Annotated in this window: 14 protein-coding genes and 1 pseudogene; 9 read left to right on the top strand and 6 right to left on the bottom strand. The window is 67.9% G+C overall.

Annotated elements, in window-relative coordinates; translation table 11 throughout:
* Positions 1 to 149: 149 nt before the first annotated feature.
* Complete coding sequence (locus ACZ3UD_RS31685; RefSeq protein WP_465595431.1) at positions 150 to 716, top strand: ParA family protein; 567 nt, start codon at positions 150 to 152, stop codon at positions 714 to 716.
* 29 nt (positions 717 to 745) lie between these two features.
* Positions 746 to 1,879: a ParB/RepB/Spo0J family partition protein gene (locus ACZ3UD_RS31680; protein WP_465595410.1), complete on the top strand. Its 1,134-nt coding sequence runs from the start codon at positions 746 to 748 to the stop codon at positions 1,877 to 1,879.
* A gap of 455 nt (positions 1,880 to 2,334) precedes the next feature.
* Here ACZ3UD_RS31680 and ACZ3UD_RS31675 read toward each other — a convergent pair whose 3' ends face one another.
* A complete protein-coding gene (locus ACZ3UD_RS31675) occupies positions 2,335 to 3,267 on the bottom strand; it encodes a hypothetical protein (RefSeq protein ID WP_465595407.1) in 933 nt (310 codons plus the stop codon).
* 579 nt (positions 3,268 to 3,846) lie between these two features.
* Between ACZ3UD_RS31675 and ACZ3UD_RS31670 the strand changes: the two genes are divergently transcribed.
* Positions 3,847 to 4,020 (top strand): hypothetical protein, encoded by a 174-nt coding sequence (locus ACZ3UD_RS31670; RefSeq protein WP_465595404.1) that lies wholly within the window; start codon positions 3,847 to 3,849, stop codon positions 4,018 to 4,020.
* Positions 4,021 to 4,200: 180 nt separating this feature from the next.
* Here the strand turns inward: ACZ3UD_RS31670 and ACZ3UD_RS31665 are convergent, their stop codons facing one another.
* Positions 4,201 to 4,638: a hypothetical protein gene (locus ACZ3UD_RS31665; RefSeq protein WP_465595401.1), complete on the bottom strand. Its 438-nt coding sequence runs from the start codon at positions 4,636 to 4,638 to the stop codon at positions 4,201 to 4,203.
* A gap of 205 nt (positions 4,639 to 4,843) precedes the next feature.
* Between ACZ3UD_RS31665 and ACZ3UD_RS31660 the strand changes: the two genes are divergently transcribed.
* Entirely contained in the window at positions 4,844 to 4,975 is a 132-nt protein-coding gene (locus tag ACZ3UD_RS31660; RefSeq protein ID WP_465595398.1) for a hypothetical protein, read from the top strand.
* A gap of 485 nt (positions 4,976 to 5,460) precedes the next feature.
* On the opposite strand, the gene ACZ3UD_RS31655 is transcribed toward ACZ3UD_RS31660, so the two are convergent.
* The gene (locus ACZ3UD_RS31655; protein ID WP_465595395.1) at positions 5,461 to 6,171 is read right to left on the bottom strand and encodes a DUF2637 domain-containing protein; all 711 of its coding nucleotides are present in this window, start codon (positions 6,169 to 6,171) and stop codon (positions 5,461 to 5,463) included.
* A 48-nt stretch (positions 6,172 to 6,219) separates the two neighbouring features.
* Entirely contained in the window at positions 6,220 to 6,369 is a 150-nt protein-coding gene (locus tag ACZ3UD_RS31650) for a hypothetical protein (RefSeq protein WP_465595392.1), read from the bottom strand.
* Between the two features lie 5,477 nt (positions 6,370 to 11,846).
* Between ACZ3UD_RS31650 and ACZ3UD_RS31645 the strand changes: the two genes are divergently transcribed.
* The 3 genes and pseudogenes from ACZ3UD_RS31645 to ACZ3UD_RS31635 form a co-directional block, all read left to right on the top strand.
* Positions 11,847 to 12,236, top strand: a complete 390-nt coding sequence (locus tag ACZ3UD_RS31645; RefSeq protein ID WP_465595389.1) for an ATP-binding protein — start codon at positions 11,847 to 11,849, stop codon at positions 12,234 to 12,236.
* 203 nt (positions 12,237 to 12,439) lie between these two features.
* The gene (locus ACZ3UD_RS31640; RefSeq protein WP_465595386.1) at positions 12,440 to 12,751 is read left to right on the top strand and encodes a hypothetical protein; all 312 of its coding nucleotides are present in this window, start codon (positions 12,440 to 12,442) and stop codon (positions 12,749 to 12,751) included.
* 224 nt (positions 12,752 to 12,975) lie between these two features.
* Positions 12,976 to 13,280, top strand: a pseudogene (locus tag ACZ3UD_RS31635) (transposase); the annotation flags it as partial.
* A 57-nt stretch (positions 13,281 to 13,337) separates the two neighbouring features.
* On the opposite strand, the gene ACZ3UD_RS31630 reads toward ACZ3UD_RS31635, so the two are convergent.
* The gene (locus ACZ3UD_RS31630) at positions 13,338 to 13,829 is read right to left on the bottom strand and encodes a hypothetical protein (RefSeq protein WP_465595383.1); all 492 of its coding nucleotides are present in this window, start codon (positions 13,827 to 13,829) and stop codon (positions 13,338 to 13,340) included.
* Positions 13,830 to 14,269: 440 nt separating this feature from the next.
* On the bottom strand, positions 14,270 to 15,655 hold the full coding sequence (locus ACZ3UD_RS31625) for a Mu transposase domain-containing protein (protein ID WP_465595380.1): 1,386 nt from the start codon (positions 15,653 to 15,655) through the stop codon (positions 14,270 to 14,272).
* Between the two features lie 1,535 nt (positions 15,656 to 17,190).
* Between ACZ3UD_RS31625 and ACZ3UD_RS31620 the strand changes: the two genes are divergently transcribed.
* On the top strand, positions 17,191 to 17,934 hold the full coding sequence (locus ACZ3UD_RS31620; RefSeq protein ID WP_465595377.1) for an IPT/TIG domain-containing protein: 744 nt from the start codon (positions 17,191 to 17,193) through the stop codon (positions 17,932 to 17,934).
* A gap of 2,876 nt (positions 17,935 to 20,810) precedes the next feature.
* The coding region (locus ACZ3UD_RS31615; RefSeq protein WP_465595374.1) for an IPT/TIG domain-containing protein at positions 20,811 to 21,453 on the top strand (643 nt) is incomplete at its 3' end.

The following is a 21,453-nucleotide window of genomic DNA, read 5'->3' as shown; positions in this document are numbered from 1 at the left end:
GGCATCCGCAGTACCGGGCGAACCGCCCGGGAAGCCCACGGAGAGAACGGAACATCATGAAGCCATCTGTGCTTGTCGTGTCCACCGACCCCCAGGGGTCCGCGGTCGTCTGGGCCGAGCGGGTGGGCGACAACCTGCCCTTCGACTTCATGGCGGCCCACGAGCAGGCCGACCAGCTGGTCCACCTCAAGAAGACCGGCGCGAAGATCCACGTCATCGCCAACCAGAAGGGCGGCGTCGGCAAGACCACCACCACGGTGAACCTCGCCGCGTGCACCTTCGACGTCCTCGGCGCGAAGGACGAGTACGAACACATCTTCATCGACACGCCGGGCACCCTGGCCGACGAGGAGATCCTGCGTCGGGCGCTGGAGATCGCGGACGACGTCCTGGTCCCGATGATCACCGAGCCGCTGTGCTTCGACCCGACGGCCCGTACGATCCAGAAGGTCATCGAGCCGATGGACATCCCCTACCGGGTCGTCGTCAACAACTGGGACCCCCGGGACGGCCGTGCCGACCTCGAGGACACCGAGGCGTACATCGCCGCGAGGGGATGGCCCCGCGCCAAGACCGTCCTGCGCCGGTACAAGATCCACTCCCGGGCGGTGGCCGAGGGTACGGTCGTCACCCAGTACAAGGAGAGCGGTACCGCCTTCCGGGCCCGCGAGGACTTCTTCCGCCTGTCCCTCGAGCTCGGGTACGGGGGCCGCTGATGGCAGGCCGTCGCGTCTCATTCGCCTCGATGGCCGCCGATCCGGTCGTCGACACCCCGGGTGTGGACAGGCCCAACGACACCCCGGCCCGGTGGATCCCCACCGCCAACTGCCTCCCCAACCCGCGCAACCCGCGTGACGAGCTGGGTGACCTCTCCGACCTGGCGAGCATCAAGGACCGCCAGCTGCAGAGCTGCCTCGCCGTCACCCCGGCCGCCTACCTCCGACTCTGGCCGGAGGATCGGCAGGCGCTGGGAGCGGGAGCGCAGGACGTGGTCATCGTCAACGGCAACCGCCGCCGGGCGGCCGCGCAGCTGTACGGGCGCGAGCAGCTGCTGGTCGTCGTGGACGACTCAGTGGCGGAGTCCAAGGCGACCCTGCTGCGGGCGGCGCTCGACGAGAACATGGCGCGCAAGGACTTCGATCCGATCGAGGAGGCCAACGCGGTCCTGCTCATCGTGGCGCAGTACCCGACGGCCAAGGAGGCCGCCGAGGCGGAGGGCTGGTCCCAGAGCTGGATCTCGCACCGCAAGAACCTGCTGAAGCTCCACCCGGAGCTGCAGCGCCAGGTGCGGGCCAAGGCGCGCGGCGAGGAGGGCGTCTCCATCAACGTCGCGCGTCGGCTGGGTTCGGTGAAGGGCATCGAGGAGATGTCCCTGGCCGAGCAGACGTCGGAACTGGAGCATCTGCTCCAGGCCGACGCCGACGCCGTTGCGGCCAAGCGAATGGCGAGGCTGGAGGCCAAGGCCAAGGCCGCGGCCAAGGCTCCTGCTGAGGCACCAGCTCCGCAGCCTGCGGTTCAGCAGCCCGCCGCGCCTGCGGCTCGGCCAGCTGCCGAGGTGGTGCCGTCGCCGACGGAGCCGCCCGCTCCCGCTGCTGACCGGCCGGAACCCGCTCCCCGCAGCCCGCTCCCGAGCTCTGGACTCGCTCCGAGCACCGACCGATTTTCCGCGGAAAATTCCGAGCCCCTCCCGATGCCGGAGCAGCGGGCCGTGGCCCCGTCGGCTGAACAGCCGACAACCGCCCCGCAGGCGGAGCTCGGCAACGTCGACTGGCACAACGTCGAGGAACTGGCGGACGCCATCTGCCGCACCCTCTCGGCTGACGAGGCCTACCGCCTCGCCGACGCGCTGGCCAACCGTCTGCTGACGACCAACAGCTGACACGCCTGTGGTGCCCTCCCCTCCGGCCAAGCGGGGAGGGCACCACGCTTCTTGCCACCCGATGAAGTCCCGTAAGGCTCACCAGCTCCCTCAGGCGTCAGGCACATGGCACGATGGTCGATGTTCTTTGACTTCTCATGGCTTTCCGCCACGGGACGGTGGCTGTCGCACTCGGCCTGGATGACCATCACCGACGCCATTCACCACGCGCTCCTGCAGGTCCCGCCCATCGCCTGGACGGACGAGGTCCGAGACGACCCACTGCATCCGAGACGACCCACTGCGCGAGAGCTCCCGGGTGCGCCCTGATCAGGGCGCATGGGCGAGGCAACAAGTCCGAGGCGCTGCGCGGCTTCCAGCACTGCCTGAGCCTGCTCCGCGGCGAACTCGGACTCTGTCCGACGGCATGGCCGCGCGATCTCGTGGCCTCGGTCGCCGGGCATCGAGGCGCGGCGTCAGCGGGATGCCGGCGCGTGCGCCCTGTTGGACCACATGAGCTGGACCGGCACCTCGCCGCTGCCGTTGGCGAGCTTCACGAACCTGAAGACGCGCGTGAGGTCGGGTTCGGCCTCGTTGATGGGGAGATCGCCGATCTCGCCCCTGCCGGTCTCCGAGTACCATCCGATCTTCGAATCCTCGTCCAGCCGGATGGCATCCTCCACGTCGGGATCGGTTCGCGCTTCGTTGAGCTCGTGGTAGAAGGTGGCGACGACGTTCGCCCAGGCGTTGTCCGCGTCACCGAACACCGGTATGCCGTTGTCTCCCTCCGAGAACACCCCGACCGCGTAGTAGACCGTGACGTCCCGGCTGTCCTGCCGCGTGTGCACCGAGCCGTGGTAGCCGCCCAGCCCCTTGGTCGAATCGCTCGCGTCGTCGTCGATCTTGATCAGTGCGCGGCTACGGCGGCCGTGCCGTTCCTCAGTACCCTCCGGCGGCTGGAAGCCCGGCGAGAAGTCGTCGACGAGGATGACCCCGCGCGGCAGCATCATGTTGATGACGCTCTGCCCAGGATCGCTGTCGCCGAGCACCCCGGCCGAGAAGAGGTCCGCGGCGAGTGCCTCCGCATCGTCCTTGAAGAACCTCGACCCCGCCGGCCCGGCGCCCTCCGCCACGTCGGACGGCAGCATCGTGGAGGTGACCGCACCCTGGTAGTACTGGGCGATCACCGCCTGGAGCGTGGGGTCCGACATCGAGGCCTTGAGTGCCTGGTCGATGTTGTCGATGTCCGCCTTGTCCCAGGCGGCCGCGCCGCCGACGAAGCGGTTGACGAAGACCAGATCCGCGATCGTCCTCCCGCCGTGGGGCTTCAGGTCCCATCGCGGCATCGGACGGAAGCCGTCGGGCGTCACTGCCAAGGCCGCTGCCTCGGCGGTCTCGTCCGCCTTCACGGCCGCCTGCCGCCTGGCGTACGCCCGGTGGAGCGGCGAACCGGGGCGCACCACGACGTTGAGCGGCCTGATCTCCCCGTTCTCGGAATAAATCATGACGATCCCCCTTCCCTGTTAATTGCTGGGGGCTTTGCCTCCTCAACCTCAGCCTGGCACCATCGGCCGTCACCGCAACGTGGCGCGCGTCTCCGTGCCGGTCTCAGGCTGGGGCACCAGCAGATCCTGCCCGTACAGCCATGCGGCGACGGCCGGGCCTGCTCGGTCGGCAGGGTGCGGTTCCAGGCCCGCAGGGCCTCGGCGAGTGTGTGCTCGCCACGCGGTGACTTCGTGAGCGGGGCCAGCGCGGGCCCACCGCGATAGGCCACCGCGATAGGCCACCGGCCGGGGCAGCGCGGGGTGGGTGAGCGCGAGGCGGAACTCCACCTGACCGCCCACCACGCAGAGGGTGCGCGAACGCGGCGTAGCGACGGTCATCCACAAGCTCAGGACCCCTCGCGGACGATCCAGAAGCGGGACTGGCGGTAGGCAGGGTGTTGGGGTCGTCGGCCCTCCGCCCAAGTCCGCCAGACCCTGCCACGCGTGGAGCGGGCTCTCACCTTCACCCAGGACGAACGCTCCGCTGCGGACGCCCAGGACTGGCTGTACTACTACTCACCCGAAAAGGAGTGCGTCCTCGACGGCCAGCTGCGGATGCGGCGTGCCGCCGCTGAGAACGGGCTCGGCTTGTGCGGGCTGACCGTACACATGTCCTGAGCCGCCTCGGCCCGACTTGGCTTCCCCGGACTCGAGACCCCTACCTCGGGACAGCCCGCCGTTCGTGGTTGCGGGCGGTTTGCCCTGTCGACAGCGGGCCCGGGTGCGCGAGTGATCCGGTTGTTGTCGCGCCGGTAGGGGGCTGGCCGACCCCCCGGTGCGGGCTCGATACATTTCTCATCAGTGACCGCTCCGCAGACCGCCCAGCCCTTCCTGAAAGACCGGAAGTGCATACTGCTCCGTACCGCGTCCCGGCATTTCGAGCTTCTTTAGTTGCCCGCCGACGATGTGGGACACCAGCGGCACGGACAGGGCGTCCGGCCAGAGGCCGGTGCGCTTGCCCTCGGAGAGTACGCGCCGGAAGGCGCCGGTGGAGCCCCGCAGGTTTCGGCCGTTTGCCCTCAACTCGTCGGCGGCGCACTCGCCTTCGCCTTCGATGACTTGGAGCAGGATCTGCTGCGCCCGGGGCGGGAGGCGATCGTAGTACGAGCGGGCCCGCTCCGGTGTCCAGCGGTCGTCAGGCACTGCGGTCACGACGGCGGCCGGCATCGCGGCAAGGGCGAGCAGCTTCTCGAGCGCCTCGGGGGTCGGGTTCTCCACGGTGATCGTGATCTTCATGGCGCACACCCTTGCAGCCCAGCGACCTGAACACAAATAACCCCAGTAGACGTGTCGCAGATAGGGAGGGCGCTGCGAGCGCCGATTCTGTATCACTCCATGTGTTGCGTCCGCTAACTGGATTTAGAAGACGCAACACAGAACCTGGTACAGACAGGCTGTGCCGGACGGATCATCAGCTCGCCGTGCCGGAAGGAGAGCGCTTGTGGATGCGGACGCGGACAACCTGCCCGCTCTGGCGGAGGCCGCCGCCGAGGTGATGGTCGGTGAGCTGGTCGACGACAGTCCGGTACTCGTGCAGTTCACGCTCGACGGCATCGACCGAACGAGACACTGACTGAGGACGCGGCCGACAACCTCGCCTCCGCCCGGCCGGCGCGCACCAGCCAGACCTACGCAGAACAGTGGCGCTACTTCGCCCGCCGGTGCGCTGACCACAGCCGCCACCCTGGGCCGCGCACCAGCCAGGCGAACATGGTCTCCTACATCTCCCACCTGCGGCGCCGAGGCGGACGCGACGGCGCGGGCGCGCCAGTGAGCTCACTGCGCCTGGCGATGGCCGCGATCCGCGACGCCAACGCCCGTGCAGGATACGAGAACTGGCCGCCGAAGAAGGCGACCGCCGAACTGATCCGCAAGCAGCATCTCCTCCCAGATCTGATCGACCTCCGCCGTGTACCGCTTACTCATGTTGCTCTCGATTCCCACCTGTGGCTGCTTCCTCCGGGCTCACATGTCCCAGTCTCCAGGTGTCCAGCCGGAGGGTGGATTTCAGTTAAGGCACAGTCGCCGCCAACCCGGCGAACGTTGCCAGTCAGAGCACTAGCGAGATGCCCGGTGCGAAGGTTTCTGCCGAGAATCCTCCTGGCGCATTTGTCGGGTTACGAGCAGCTGGCGCACCATCTGCTGCAAGGACACCACAGCTGTCACCGGCGGAAGGCCCGCGACCACGGCCTCAGGCATTGTGCTGGGCGTGTCGACGATACACAGGAAACTGGCGATACCTGCGAACACCAGGATGACCGTCCAGGAATTCGCCACCTTTCGTCCTCCCAGAGCGGCCCGCAGAACGGAGAGGGAAGCGGCCATCCATGGCCCGTAAACGACGACCGGCCAGTACTGGGACAGCCCCCTCGGCAGCTGGGAAAGGGCCACGTTCTGCAGAGGGTGATAGGAGATTATCCATCCGAGGATGCACACCACAGTGACGATCGTTGCAGTCAGGAATCCGATGACGGATCCCATGATGTCGGACCGCCGGCGCGCCGGGCGTGCGTGACGCTCCCGGCGGTTAGCGACTAACTGGGGGCGGAAACCCATGGCCTGCAGGCCGGCTTCCTCTTCGAGCGCTTCCGCATCCGAAGGATATGACTGCAGGCCTGGATCGGCCCAGCCATTGACGACCGGATAGGACAGGTCGGCGGCCAGCTGCCCGGCGGGCGGCCAGAGGGCGTGGTTGTGTATCACTCCGTCATCGGGGATGAATCCAGCTGCGTAGTAGGGGTTGAAAGCGGTGTTCGTTGACTCGTGCAAAGCAGCTCTCCTGTTCGCGTCATTGCGGATCTCGACCGGCGGTCTCAATCAGTCGTTCTCTGATCGATACAGCCGCATCGAGAATTCAAATTCGAGCCGACGCAGGATGCGGAAGAGTTCGGCCAGCTGGCGTGAGCAATGCGTCAGCACCACGCGTTCGCCATTCTTTACGAGATAACCACTTTCCAGATCACCCACGGCATTCCTCCGGCCTGGAACGAATAGCCAGTTATCACCGGCACTACAGATCCTGTCTCGCTCCAGCAGCAATGGAACAGGCGGCTTGGCTGTTGGACTCATGCCCCGACAACGATGGGCTAATCACCGAGAAATGTACGGCATCCGGGTGTCCTGAAATATGCTTACGCCGCCCGCGCTCAGAGCTTTTACTCAGGTCGCCGAGCTCCTCGCCTGGTCGTGCAGCGGTCCTGCGGCTGGCCTTGGAGGGGAGCGATCGAAGCGAGCGTTGCCTTCTCCGCTCGCTCGGCTTCCCCACTTTCCAGGCACGGTGGCCGCGAAGGGTGCCAGATACTCTGCAATTCTCCCCAACATGGCGCGCCGGCGCGCGGAGCCGCAGGTAGCCAGGCTTCGGGTGGTCGCACCGTTGCGCCCCCCGCCGTCCAGTCGGCCGATTAACGGACGCTCAGGTTGTCTGAGCGGCACGTCAGTTGTGTGTCTCATTTGGGTGACCAATGACAGGACCGTTTGATGCCGCGCCATGGCCGTCGGCATGAGCCGTGGTGGCGATCGACGCAGCTGCACCCCACTTGGTGATCAACTGGCAGCCTCCGTGTCGGCCCGTGGATGACTGGTGGCGGCGCCCCATCGCGACCGCGGAATCTTCGGCTGACCGCGGGTTTCGACCGTCCCGCCCGAAACCTTCCCCAGCGACGGAACGGGACCGTTCGAGCCGTCCGCCGGTCGACTCGAACGAACTTTCCCGCAAGCAGTTGTAGTGGGCCCCGAGGATGAGTCGTGTACGAGAGTATTCACACTCTGTTATGGAGCGAGTACTCTTGGTCAAGCCATGGCCCAGTCATGGATCAGCCGCCCGGACTCTGGCAGGTCCGGACGGCTCCAGGGGCAGTCGGCGCGACATCGCTGTTCCAGATCACCCCTCAGGCATCTGGACTCGAAACCGCGCCTGGCAGAAGCGACCGCTCATGATCGCTTCTCACTGTTCGTTCGGCCTTCTTCAACCACCCTGCTCCCCTACGGGGAGGTCTTGACATGACCTAGCAGCAACGAGACGGCTCGGTCCGCACCACCGGACCTTCACCGTCTTTGCGCCAAGCACATGCCTCGGCGTCTGAACGCTTTGCTTCCGCCGTCACTGAGCGCATGCCCAAGTCGACGACGGAATCCACCGCTGCCTCGGCCCATCTGCACACCTGGGATCCTGCGAGAACCTGTGTCCTGACGGGCCGCTGCCTCCTCACACGTCCGTAAGTAGGCAATGCCATTTTGCATCACCGAATCAAAATCTGCCAGCTAGCCCCTGCCCGTGTCCTGGGTCGTCGCTCCATCCGTCTAGGAGGAGGGCACAGAGTCCTCAATGAGCGAAACCTCCAAGGACCTCCCCAAGCAGGCTCTCGAGCACGAGTGATCACCGCTCAAATGGAGCCGACCGCGGAAAAAGTCGCCTCGACGACTTTGGGACGGTCGGTGCATCGCTCCTCGACCAATCCGGGTGTCGATGGGCGGTCGGCCGGGCCGGCCGGGGAAGTGAGCGAGCGTCGGGCTTTCGGCGGTGCTCCGTGAGTCCGCGATACCCGGGCGCCGTGCACACGGAATCGGCCGGGGGTCCCGGGCCTGCTCACGGGCAGGCGCGTGCGACCGAGCAAGTTCGCCTGCCCGCTACCCGGTTCCCAGCGGCGTGGCTCAGTGACAGGGACTTGACCGGTGACCTGATCCGGGTCGTGACGCTGGTGCAGGACTACGGCTGGAAGTCAGGATTGTGCTTCGCCGCTGACGAGACGATCGGGAGACAGCTGGGGCTGTCCCGGGGCGGTGTGAACCGCCTAATCGCCAAGGCAAAGTCCAAGAATCTGGTTCGCGCGTCTCGAAATCCTGCCACCCGAACCATGAACCGGCGTGTTCGCCCACTGGCCGACGATGAGCTGGCCGTGTGCGTCGGCTCATATGCTCGGGCGCATCTGGCCGGTACTCGGTTCAAGGTTTATGCGTTGCTCTCCCTGCGGCAGCAGTTCACCGAATCGACTCCCGTCGCGCGAATCGCACGCGAGTGCCAGATAAAGGAGGACACGGCCCGCGAGGCGGTGGCCGAACTCCTGGTCCAGGGCTGGGTGAGCAGAAGACGGGGTGAGAAGAGGGGGTACAGATACGTCGTCCATCCCATGCCCGTCCGCGTACCGAGCGTACCGAGCGGGCCGAGCGGGTCTCTCCCGAACGGGCCCGTTCCCGCGCTGCGATCCGCGGACGGGCCCGCAGGCCGCGGTGTCGAGGTCTTCGACTCCGGACCGGATTCCCTTCTCGGCGCCCCGCTCGGCGTGTGCCGGGAAGCTCCCGGTTCGGTGACAGCCGACTCCCCCAGTCCGGTGACACCGAGCCCCCCCGATCCGGTGACAGAAACACGATCCCCCCAACATGACGTGCTGAACATGTCGGCCGTCGTGGGTGGTTGTTCGTCCCGCGAACCGGAAACCGCGCGCCCCCGGGCGCGAGGACGCGCGGCGGGAGCCACGGGGGGCGGAGCGAGCCCGGCAGGGCACGGCAGATGGCAAGCCGACCAGAAGATGATCCAGTCGATGACCAACGAGCAGAGGCGATGGGGACAGCAGGCCGCGTCATCGGCTCTTGGGCGCCTGCCGAGGCAACTCGCGGACCGGCTGACGGAGCGACACCTCGACCTCCTCGCTCAGCACATTGTCGCAACATTCGCCGACTACGGCACATCCCCTGAGGTCCATGGCGCCGTGATCCTCAAAGCTCTCGAGTCGGCGTGCGAGTTCGCGCGGCGCAGGGAGCCGGTCGGCGCTGTGCCGTGGTCTTCGGTGGTCTCCCCGCTTCCCTGGCTGATCAGGGTCGTCGACCGGGCAAGCGAGACGGTCACAGGGACCAGGCCGGTCCGAAGCCCCGAGTGCGCACTCTGCCGCGGGCCCCTGGTCGTCCGCGACGCCGAGGACCCGGAAACCTGCCGATCCTGCGGTCCCGCCGCCGCCGCTGCCGCCTGCCGTCGGCTTCGGGAGCAGTGGGAGCTATCCGGTCACCAGTGGGACGTTCCACCCCCAAGAGACCCGCTCACGGTGCCGCCCGCGCTCGTCCACCGACGGAGTACGCCGACAGCCGCCCCGAACGGACTCTCGGACCGGATGGCGACAGAGGGCGACGAGTCGGAAGGAACCGTCCTTCGTCGGCGGCTTGCCGCTCGCCGACTTGAGCGGGAACAAGCCCGTGCCCGGGCCGGCGAGGATCTGTCGGCGGCCCGCACCGCCTTTGCCGGACCCCGTCGGCAGGGCACCACCGAAGCCGCCCGCCAGGAGGGCACCGGTCGAGGAAGCGCCGACCAGGCGCGCGGGCACGACACCGGGCTCCGCGACGTGCCCCTGGAGGCCGTCGCGGCGTCTGATCCTGCTCCACGGCTGGACGGCCGACCTGATGCAGGGAAAGCCTGCGTGGTCGCCACAGCGCGACCGGGGCCTGCGAGACGCCACCGTGGGACCTCCCGTCATGTCCGCCTTTCCGGTGGTCCGCCAGTTGCCCCCTGGGACCAAGGGCCGACCGGGCGCGGGGACCTGCACGGGCGTCCCCGCGACCGGACCGGAGGCCGGAGACTGCCTGGGAAGTCCGCCCTCATCGCCGATTGCAGGCCGATCGCGGGCACCGTCCCGGGTGTGCCACGAGTGGTAGGCCGCCTGCGTTCGTCTGGACGTCAGTGCGTTCACCGTCAATGTTTGACTTTGCCGAAAAACCGGTCAAAACGTAATCGAACCGGCATAGAGCGGATCGAACATACGCTGAGACTGAGAATCTTGGCGCTATCTTCGGATAATTGCAAGTCCCTGGTGGTGCGCCAGCGAACCAACACCTTCGGATACATACCTCCACCTTCCCTCCCGGGCAAAGTGCCCGCAGGAGATGGAGGCATCGCTGCGCCGATTCATTCGCGCGCGGGAAGGGCAGTGGCAGCACTTACCGAGGATAAAATCCTCCGGTACACCCGACAAGAGGTCCGGCGCGCGGCATTCCGCGATCATGCGGCAGCCCCCTTCGGATATGCTGTCCAATTTTCCGAGCGAGCAGTCCCGAATATGAAAATTGCCTGGCGGGGGGTTTCCGGTCCGGTCGCACAGGCGTTTGCGTCTCCGGCGCGCTCGGCCATGCGGGTGAATCGGCCGGTCAGGGGATTGCGGCCATTTCGGCTCGATGGGTAACTAGGTACATCCGAACCGGGTGGGTCACCCATCCTCTCCAGGGGATAAGCAGCTGCCGCGTCTGCCAGCGCTTCCGGCTTGCGCCTCATCGCTGAAGAGGCGTGTTGCCATCCCCCGGTTGAGGAATTGGATCCGCGGGCCGGTGCGATTCTTGTCGCACCGGCCCGCAGCGGCTCACCGGGTCGCCTCCGTAAGAGCCGGCAGAGGCTCACCCCGGTGCGATCGGGCTGGTCGAAGCCCACGGCGCAAGCAGTCCGCTGGGCGCCCCGCCGAGTCCGCAAGCATCACGGACGTCCACGGACAGGAGCCGGCTCGCCGCCGTCTCGCAGTCGGTCCTCGGGCGCCGACGCACACCTGGCGCTCGAAGAGCCTTCAGTGGAGAACCGGCGCCGGATTCGGCCCAGTCAGCGCGGTTCCTCGGGGCCGACGGTGCTATTGGTGGCCGCCTGCCCTGCTCGTCGGCGCTGCCGCCGGCTTCGACGCAACGTCTGGCGGACTGGACGCACGGCCCCCGGCTCCTCCTCGTCGGCCAGCCGCTTGGGAGGGACCGGCCCGGAAGGCGGTCGGCGGGCCGGACGCCGTCCCGGGCCTAACGCGCACAAGCGGAACGGCTGATTTCGGCCAGGTCGGTGCGGAATTCCATGAGCGAGTCGCCGGTCACTCTCGGACACCTGCAAGAAAACCTGCCCAAATGGCTCCGTCGAAGACCAAGATCAATGGCCCTGGCCATCCGCCATTCGCCTCGAAACCCGGACTTGAGTGAACGAAACAAGCCAAGCTCATTCCGTCAGATCCCCAGCGGTGCGAACAACTCTTCTTACCGTCACACTAGGCGCCTGCATTACATAAACACGCCCCCCTTTTTTTGGAACGGATCGCTCCCCGCGGATAATCTATTTCTGATTTGCTTCGACCAGTCCGGCGCCCGTTCGGCCAGCCGCTCCAATCCTCCGGTGGGAGAAGAGCCCTGGACGGACCGAGGAGCCTTCCGCGGCGAAACGTGGGCCATGAGCCGTGGAGAACGCATGAACCAGTGTCGAGCGAACAGGGAGCCGCCTGCTCGCCGGAGGGAATGGTCCTCATGCACCGGGCGCGGCCTGAGCCGCGAAGCCACGAGCAGTCGTACCGGCAGCCGCTTTCGGCTCGTGAGCCGAGAAGCGACCGCCGTTCACCGAGGAGGAGATTTCACTGACCACCGCAGAGATCAATGAACGGCCGGCGGGAGCTCTCGCCGAGGATGTCCTGAGCCACTGGGTCAGCGGCCGTCCGCTGTCCTTCAGGTTGCCGTCTCTCCGTCGCGCGGTACCGATCGCCCGGCGGCTGGCAGGGCTGTGGCTGGACGCCGAGGACGTTCGGGCCGACCATGCCCGGGACGCGGCCTTGCTCGTGATCTCCGAACTGGTCACCAATGCCCTCGAACACTCCAACAGTGCACACATCACCGGTTGGTTGCGCCGGACCGCGGACCGGCTCCTGCTGGAGGTCCGTGATCAGGGAAGGACTTCCACGGTGCCGCGGCTGCACCGCGCCACGCCGGACGAGGACCACGGCAGAGGCCTGGCGCTCGTTGCGGGCTACTCGCAGGAGTGGGGGATGCGGCTGAGTGTGGACGGCAGCTGCTCGGTGTGGGCCGCCGTCCCGCTGTCCAGTCGGAGCACTGCCGCGTGGTGACCGTTCAGGGGCGGTCGCCGGCCACGCGCCGCAGTTGCCGGTGCCCGGCCGGCAAGCCGCCCCGGGCGCGACGCGGTGTTCCCTGACACCCCCCGCCACCGGTTGCGTCCACCGGCGTGCGGGCGCCCGCGATCCGACCAGGCCGGACGGCACATCGAGCGTCGAACCTCAATCATCCACTGCGCACATCGTTAGGAGAGCCCATGTCCAGCTCAAGCACCGAGAGTCGTGAGGTCGTCAACAGCATCATCAACTCGGTGACTCAGCTAGACCGCGACGCCCTGCGTCGCCTCGATCCCGAACGACTCAGCGCGCAGTTCGACGCGCGTCTGGAGCTCGAGGACTACTTCCACGCGCTTTGGGAGCATTTGAAGGCCTGTGGTGAGCGCCCGGCCATCCGCACGGAATATCAGCCGCTTGCCGCTGTCCTCGATCTGCTCACGGGTTTGAGTGAAAATGTCATGTTCGCCGACTGCGTGAAACAACGGGACCTGCACCATTTGCCCCAGCGGTGACAGGCTTGTCCGGAGTCAGGTGTAAGGGGCTTCGCCCGGAGGGCGCCGCAGTCCGTGGCTGGTCGTCTGGCCCGGCTGCCTTCGGGGGGTGTCATCGCGCCTCTTCGGCCACGGTCGACCGCGGAGGTCGCCGCTCCCGCGCCGTCCTCCCTTGCCAGTCACCGTGCCATGTGCTGCGCGTTGCGGCGGTACGCGGGGTTGGCGAGTGCGCTGGTGCCGGCCCAGTGATCGACATGCACTCGCGGCGGGTCGCGGGCTGGTCACCGGCCGAGCACATGCGCGCCGGCCTGGTCGTCGACGCGGTCAACGCCCGGGGCGGCGACGTGCGTGGCGTGGTCTTTCACTCCGACCGGTTGAACCTGGGCCGTACACGCCGGCGGCGTTCGCCTTGGTCTGCCGAGCGCACGGGATACGGCGCTCGATGGGCCGGGTCGGCTCCAGCTACGACAACGCCCTCGCGGAGAACTTCTTCGCCACGTTGAAGCGCGAACTGCTCTACGGTTCATGCTGGCTGACCCGGCCACGGGCATAGCAGGCAAGTGTCTACGAGATGGGGGCAAAGCCCGCACCCGTGTGCCGTGAGACCTCACACCTCGGCATACCGGACAATCTCCAGGGCGTCCGTCAACTCGGCCGCCACGGCGTCCTCGCTATTCGAGGCAGCGACGGAATCGCCGATCGCGTTGGACATCGCCGCATGGATGCTGTCGGTCGCCGCGGCGATGATGTCCGCGTGGACCTGGGCCGGCTGGCAGAAGCAGGTGAGCCTCGCTCCGGCCAGGATGACGAGGGTGCGGAGGTTGTAGGTGCGAGCGTCGGCGGTGTCGCCGACGGAGTAGGCGTCGATGGCGGCCGCGTTGCTGTCGAGCGCAGCCGCGAGATCGGCGGCACACCTCGACACCTGGAGCCTGGGAGCTTCCGCTGCCTGCGCCGCGGGGGCGATGGCGAGGGCGGCGCCGGATGCGATGGCGACGGCGACGACGCTGGCGGCAAGACGAGAACGGGTCATCCGAATCCCCTCCGAAAAGAAGCGTTCCTGCTGGTGGGACGCCAGCAGGAACGGAACGTAATTCACCACCAGGGGCGGGCGGCAGGGCGCGCAGACCGGCAGAGTGGTGCGAAGAATCGATGTTCCGGCAATCCAAGGCGAATTCAGTAGTCTTCATACAACTTGGCGCTACTCCATCCGAGTCACTATAGGGAAGAGCGGCATCCGAGGCCTGGAAGGGCGGGATGGGGAATTCGGTTAGCAATTTCCGGCGTTTCACTTGTCGCTGGGCCGTGAAACTACCCGGCTCCGGTCAGCCGCTGCGACCACACGCAGGACGGGCCGCGACCCTACGCGTCCTCGGGCCCGACCCGCTGAACCCTGTGCTGGACGTGCTCATGTCCAGCGTAGGAGCGCAGGTCGTCCGTTGTGTGCGCTAGCTCCCCTCGGAGGGTTCTTGCCGGTTCCGTGATGCGGTTCAGGTGCCTCGCCAGGTTGGTGTGGCTTCGCCGGTAGGGCGTCGGGTCATGTCATCGACGCATGGCGAGGTGGATCACGGTCTCTGAACGGACGAGCTCGTTGCCCTCGGTCGGTTCCTTCCGGATCCGATCGAGCACGCCCGTCCACGACCAGGATCGGCCGGGGCGCCCCGGCGAACCGTCAGCCTGTCGACGGGGCTCTAATCCGTCCTCCTGACAGGCGTCCTGTCGGAGCGCTTGGGCCTCCGCGAGCGCTTCGGCGGACGGCGGAGTGTACATCTTGCTGTGGCAGGCCGGCCTCGATACCGGGAGCGGGCGTTCGAGGCTGATCCCGTGCCGGCGGCCGATGACCGACAGGCTGGCACCGTCGGGCGCCAGTGAATGCTGAACGATCACCCTTCCACGAGGAGTCGTGATCGCCAGAAGGGGATCACCGAGCCTTCGGCGCACTTCCACGGTGTGACCGTGCAGATGCCGTGGAACCGCGTAGAGGTTGCCCCGGTAGGACACCATGCTGTTGGCCGAGACCGCACGATCCACGCTGATCTTGGCAGGGTACGGGTCGTGGGGAAGGTCGAGCAGGACCGTCGCAGCGGGCACGGTGTACCCGTCGTAGCCGCCGCTTGCCGCGGCCCGGCGAGCGTCCATGATCCTGGCCAGCCTGTTGAGGCTCTCCTGCGCCTCCAGCAGGCCGGTGTCCGCGCCAATGGTCTGCCACCACAGAACGAGTGCTTGCCCGATCGCCTCGTCGTCGGCGTGTTGCCGCGCCGGACAGAGATCCGCGACAACACCGTAGTGCTTCGCGACCTTGCCCAGCGCCGTGGCCAGTTTGCCACCTCCCGGGCAGTGGATCGGCTGCGTCCGGTCGAAGCGCCAGCGCCAGCCGGTTCCGCCGAACTGGCGCAGGATCCGGTCGACGGAGTCGACCAGGTGGCCGAGATCGATCTGCTCTGCGATTACTGCGCTCCAGCGCTGGGAGTGGGTCAGGCGTCCCACCAGGATGCAAGCATGAGTACTGCCCCAGTCTGCAGGGGGGTCGGAGAGGACGAACCAGCGGAAGTGCACTTCCTCCGCGTTCTCCGGCCGGCCGGGGCGGGTGCGGGGGGGACGCTGGCACAGCGGGCACCGGGGACGCAGCTGATGGGTCCGCAGAGCGCGGGTGAAGGTCGAGTAGCCACCGCTGTAGCCCAGATCGACGATTTCGGCGAACAGCGTCGACGCCTGGAAGTGGGCATCGTCCTGCAACCGTCGGCGGCAGTAGGGGATGAACCGCTCGAACTCGTCCCGGCCGGAGCTGCGGACTCCGACCGTGCGCTTCCCGCTCAGATAGGAGCTCACGGTCTTGCGGTCGCGGCCGAGGAGACGGGCGATTGCGGCGATGGACAACCCTCGGGATCGGAGGGCGCAGATGTTGATGTATTCCTCTCCGGTCAGCATTCCACTCCTAGCAGGCTTCGATATGGCGTCCTCATGGGACCCATGGGAAGCCAGGAAATATACACGAAGCCCGGGAGTGAGAGAAGAAAGGTTTTTGCAAGACATCGCCGATTGCTGTGCAATTTGAGCGAGCGAATAACCCGGCAATCAATTGGCAAAGGCCCCACGCATGCCATGTCAAGTCACATGCGGATCTCGGCCAAACAGCGGCCGGATCCCGACTGTTGAGTGCTTAATGATTTTCGCAACTGTGCAGTGGAGGGCGACTGGCATAGACCTCTGCGGGTACGTGAGTACTCGCGGTTCTCCCCGGAATTTCAGGCCAAACATGCGTCTGGCTGCCCGTCGCACAACTGTGCTCAGCGTGCCAGGGTTCGCATGGCACGGATCCCCGGACGGTTGCCCTGCCGTGCCGCCGCTCAGCGAAATGGTCGCTGGCATATGCCGGTGTACATGCTCACCCGCGCGCCCCCCGTCTGCTCCCATGCCCAGTGCTGACCAGGCCCGGCGTCAGCAACGGTTGACACTTCGCAGGGTTCCGCACGGCACACCAGAAGCGCACGCGGCCGCCCGGGGGCCAACCCTCGGACGGCCCCGCCGGGTGTGGCCAGGAGGAGCGCGCCCTGTGGTCCTGGGTGCCGGCTGCGCATCGCCCGCGTACCGCTCGACCACACTCTCGTGCAGCGGTATCCGGGCGAGATCCGCAATCGGCGGGCGCGGCCGACGGCCTCGGCGAACGCCGCCCGGCGCTCGCGCAGCCGGTCGGTGCCGGCCACCGCCTGCGCCCACAGCCGCTCCGGGCGCTCGGTGTCGGGCAGCGGCTCCGAGGCCATGCGCGGGGTGGCGGTGAAGTACAGGCGCCGCGCGACGGAGCCGGTTCCTTCCGACGGGACCGGCGCCGGCGGCCCGCACGCGCACCGAAGGGCCGACCGCTACTCGGCGAGGAAGCCCCGCGCCAGGGCCGTCCGCGGGACGGCCCTGGGTTGGTCCACGACGCTGACGCGGGCTCCCACGTTCCGTCACCATCGGCGTCGTGCGAACCGGCGCGACCGACCGGGAGGGCGCCCTGGCGCTACCGGCGAGAAGTGAGACCGATCGCCGGAGACGGGCCACGCTCCCAGCCAGCACGTGCCGCCAATCGGGTGATCCGGCGTCAAGTACCTTGCCTGCTTGTCACCTCAATGGGTTACTGGGAGTGTCCAATCCGGTGGGTCGCCCATCCTCTCCGGGGGAGTGGGGCGTCGGCCTGCCATATGGCCGGTCACTACCGGTGACGCCGTGGGCTCTCCTGGCAGGGGCGTGAACGATCCGCCCGCCACCGCGACCGGCGACAGTCATCCAGGGTCGTCTCGCCCTCACGCCCGGAAAGCGGCCCGGCCACACCCGTGGACCGGTCCGCCGGCGCCCGGTTCACCGCCTCGGCCGTCCGTTTCGCCCTCGCCGGGGCCTGGTCCGACCCGCACCGTGCGTGGCCTGTGACTCTTCCTGGGCTCGCACGGTGCGCGGTTCACCTCACCCCGTTCAAGGAGGCAGTCGTGCCCATCTCCCCCAGCCAGGGATCGTCCGGCGGCGGACAGAGCGTCGTCATCACCGGCACCAACCTCGGTGGGGCCACGGCCGTGCACTTCGGCTCCAAGCTGGCCACCATCACCGCCAACACCGCCACCTCGGTCACCGTCACCACCCCCTCCGGCAGCGGGGTGGTCCAGGTGACCGTGACCACCCCGGGCGGCACCAGCAACCCGCTGAACTTCTTCTACGTCGGCGCGCCGTTCAAGGCCGCGCTCAGCGACACCTCCGGGCCGCTGGCGGGCGGCAACGTTATCACCATCACCGGTACGGGGCTGTCGACCGCCACCGCGGTGAACTTCGGGGCCAATACCGCCACGCCGACCGTCGTCAGCGACAGCGTCATCACCGTCGCCGTGCCCGCGGGCGCGGCGGTCGGATCCGTCGGGGTGAGCGTGACCACCACGGGCGGAACCAACAACGGCTTCACCTACACCTACGTGGACGTGCCCACCGTGACCGCTTTCACTCCCACCTCGGGCCCGACCTCCGGCGGCACCTCGGTGACCATCACGGGCACCTCCCTGAGCAGCACCCAGTCGGTCACCGTCGGTGGCCAGTCGGCCCCGTTCGTCGTCATCAGCGACACCACCGTCTCCGCCGTCACGCCGCCCGGTGCTGCCGGGCCGGCCAACATCACGGTCACCAACGCGGCCGGCAGCGCGACCGCCGCGACCCCGTTCCAGTACCTCGCGGGCCCGGGGATCTGAGCCAAGGAGTCAGGCACTGACCACCTGAACCGCGCGGCCAACGAGGCCGTCCGCCCGGGCGGGACCGTCATCGGTCTCGTCCGGGCGGATCCCGTCCCACCGCACCCGGTGCCCGATTCCTCGGCCGGCCCCGGAAGAACGGGGTGGCCGCCTGATCGCGCGACAGGACCGGCGCGATCGCAGGGCGTGACCTTCGCCGCATCATGGAAGCGATCCGGCACGTCGACCGCACCAGCGTCCCCGGCGCTACCTCCCGCACGACTTCGCTCCATGGGAGACCGTCTACGGACACTTCGCCGCCGGGCGGAAGGACAGGGGCGTTCGCCCAAGCTCAACGGCCCTCTGAGGCGCTTGGCACGAGAACGGGCGTGATCCCGAGCCGGGCGCCCGCGCGCTGGATTCCCAGAGCGTGCGCCGCGATCGACCAGAGGCCGCGCACGGCGTTCACGGCTGCGGCGGGCTGGACGATGCCCCCGCGTCGAGATTCTGGCCGTGGACCGGGCCCTTGAACATGCGCCGGTGACCGGACCTCATGAGCGGCTGTCGCTGACCGTGCTGGCATACAGGGCGAACTCGCTTGAAGCACCGTCAGGACGTGCTTCAAGCATTCCGGCTCTGTTCTCCCACTCTGTTCTCCCACTCTGTTCTCCCACTCTGTTCTCCCACTCTGTCCGCTCCTCTTCCGGTCCGCCCGCAGGACATCCCGCGATGGAGAAGGGAAGAAGCAGACCGACGAGGAAGGAGAGCCGGGCGACCGCCTCGCGTCGGCGCAGAGCGTCCGACGGTACGGCCGATCCGAGCGCCGCTCCCGGACGGTTCGGGGAGAGCGGCGAAACCGCCGCCGAGGGCGCCCAGGTGCAGCGGATCGCCGCGATCTGGATCAGCGCACGCAAGACCGCCGGCTTCGGTCCACACCGCGGGGCGACGGCACCGCGGGACGTCGCTGCGGCAGCGACCACCGTTGGTGTGGCCGGGCCGGCCGGTGAACTGGCTTATGGCGGTCGCGACTTGGATGGGAACCGAGCAGCCGTCCTGGGTCGGCCTGGGCGAAGCCACCAAAGCCCGGTACGCCGGTGCTCCGGCTGAGCCGGGCTTGCGGAGCACCTGGCAGCCGGCCCGGTCGTTCTGCGGAGACTGCGACGAAGGCTGGGTCTGCAGCCACGTCAACGGCCTGGAGGCCGCTGATCGCTGCGGTTGCACGGGTAGGCCGGCGACTCGGCCGGTACCGGGCTGCTGAGGACTCTGACACGGCTGACTGATCGACCCGGCCGGACCGTGAAACCGCCCAGGCCACGGATCGCCGTCCGCCACGCGGGGCGCGACTCCAAAACTTCACTTCCACGAGAGCTGAGACGGCGTCCACTCGGGTGGGAGCGTCGATCGTGCCCAGCCGCCGGCCCCGGCCGGAGGCTTCGCGCGGCGCGTCCCGGCTGGGATGAGCAATTCCGAAGGCAGAAGGTGGGGAATTTGTCCATCCGTGGCCGCGCCGTCCCTTGGGCCGCGGGCAGGGAAGTCGCGATCTTGCCGGGTGAGGAATAAGCACGCAAATCCCGCACAGACAGGTCTGTTTTCGCTGATCAGCATCGGTCGCGCCGCTATGGCACAGGCCATTTCTCCGGATTGCGGGAGATGACCGGACACTGCGCCAAGCGGGTGAAAGCGGGTCGGAAGTCTTGTCACCGATTTCACGGCTCTGGATTACTTTTCTGTATCCAACCGGCGGGCCGCCCATCCCTCCCGGGGGAACGTGCAGCCGGCGCCCGCTGTGCTTCAGGTGGCGGTGACGTGCGGCTCGCGATGGGCACCCCCGTGGAGGATCTGGATCCATCTGCCGGCGCCGTCTCAGCGGTGCCGGCAGATGCGGCGGCTTACATACGCCAGGAGGCGTCATGCAAGCAATCCCAAGGTTCCGAAGCGTGCTGGCCCGTGCGGCGGCCGGGTGGACTGCCGGCTCCTCTCCCTCGTACCGCCGAACGACGACTTCAGCGCTGTGGTGCTGGGGGCTTCTGTTGGGGTGGTACGTACCCACGGTGTTGGCAGGAAGTCAGTCCGTGCACGAACCGTCAACGACGGAAGGCGTGCCCGCAGCCGCCTACGACCAGGTTTTTGAGCGGGACTCCGGCAGGATGCGCTCGGCCGAGTCCGTCCGTGGAAAGCACAGGCGGCGCCGAGGGCGGATCGGCCGAGGACGGCGTTTCGGCCGCACGGACGAGTGTCCCGACGACAGCGACCCGGGCAAACGGCGGTGAGCTCCTTCACGGGGACAAACAGGCCCTTTCGTGCCGGCCCACGTGGGTCAACGGCACGACCGGGCCACATGTCATGGCGTCAGACCACGTCGTACCTCGACTGCCTACGAGTCGGACAACGAGCTCGCCGGTCGGCCACCGCGTCGTCGTGCCGGTCACTTGGGCCCGACCTCGGGGCCCGCCGGTGAGGGTTCCCAGGAACGAATCCGGCGACCTCTCAGCCGACTCTGACCGGAGATGCGCTCGCGTCGCTCGCGGACGTCGCGGATGCCGGACCGATGGTCGCCACCGTACCCGGGACCGCCAATGCCCAGGACATTCACCGCTGGTGGGACCCAGGCGAGCGCACTCACCCGCGTCCTGCCGCCCGGACTCTGATGACCGGCGGCCCGCGCTCGCGCTCGACGCGGCGGTCGGGAGTCGGCACAAGCCCCGCTTCGGGCGGGGCTGTCCCGTCGCCCAGCGGCTCACCACCCCTGACGAGCCCCGGTCGATGTTCCCTCCGTCGACCGGGGCTCCCCGCCTCGGCGCCCGTCGCATCCCTGGGCAGATAGCCAACGCTTCAGGCGCCTTGCGCACGCACGACATTCGTCAACTCGGTGACTGCACAACCCATGGGGGTAAGTCATGGTAGATCACAACATTCCGGTGCTTGCGTCGGTCAGTCCGGCGGCGGGGGCGGCGGGGTCGGTGGTGACGCTGACGGGCAGCGGGTTCACGGGGGCGACGGCGGTGCGGTTCGGTCCCGTTGCCGTCACGCCCGTGGTGGTGTCGGACACGCAGATCACCGCGACGGTTCCGGCGGGCTCGGGCACGGTGCAGGTGACGGTGACCACCCCCGGCGGCACCAGCAACGGTGTCGCGTTCACGTACACGCTTGCCGCTCCGGTGCTCGTTTCGGTCAGTCCGGCGTCGGGGGCGGCGGGGTCGGTGGTGACGCTGACGGGCAGCGGGTTCACGGGGGCAACGGCGGTGCGGTTCGGTGCCGTTGCCGCCACGTCGTTCACGGTGGTGTCGGCGACGCAGATCACCGCGACGGTTCCGGCAGGCTCGGGCACGGTGCAGGTGACGGTGACCACCCCCGGCGGCACCAGCAACGGTGTCGCGTTCACGTACACGCTTGCCGCTCCGGTGCTCGCTTCAGTCAGTCCGGCGTCGGGGGCGGCGGGGTCGATGGTGACGCTGACGGGCAGCGGGTTCACGGGGGCAACGGCGGTGCGGTTCGGTGCCGTTGCCGCCACGTCGTTCACGGTGCTGTCTGCCACGCAGA

The sequence above is a fragment of the Kitasatospora sp. NPDC023118 genome (genome assembly GCF_055560875.1).
The sequence above is the reverse complement of the archived record's forward strand: the minus strand, read 5'-3'. Positions and strand labels throughout refer to the sequence as shown.

Coding starts and splice junctions, on each gene's coding strand:
- ACZ3UD_RS31685 (WP_465595431.1), top strand. CDS start 150: ATGGCGGCCCACGAGCAGGCCGACCAGCTGGTCCACCTCAAGAAGACC.
- ACZ3UD_RS31680 (WP_465595410.1), top strand. CDS start 746: ATGGCCGCCGATCCGGTCGTCGACACCCCGGGTGTGGACAGGCCCAAC.
- ACZ3UD_RS31665 (WP_465595401.1), bottom strand. CDS start 4,638: ATGAAGATCACGATCACCGTGGAGAACCCGACCCCCGAGGCGCTCGAG.
- ACZ3UD_RS31640 (WP_465595386.1), top strand. CDS start 12,440: ATGTCCAGCTCAAGCACCGAGAGTCGTGAGGTCGTCAACAGCATCATC.
- ACZ3UD_RS31625 (WP_465595380.1), bottom strand. CDS start 15,655: ATGCTGACCGGAGAGGAATACATCAACATCTGCGCCCTCCGATCCCGA.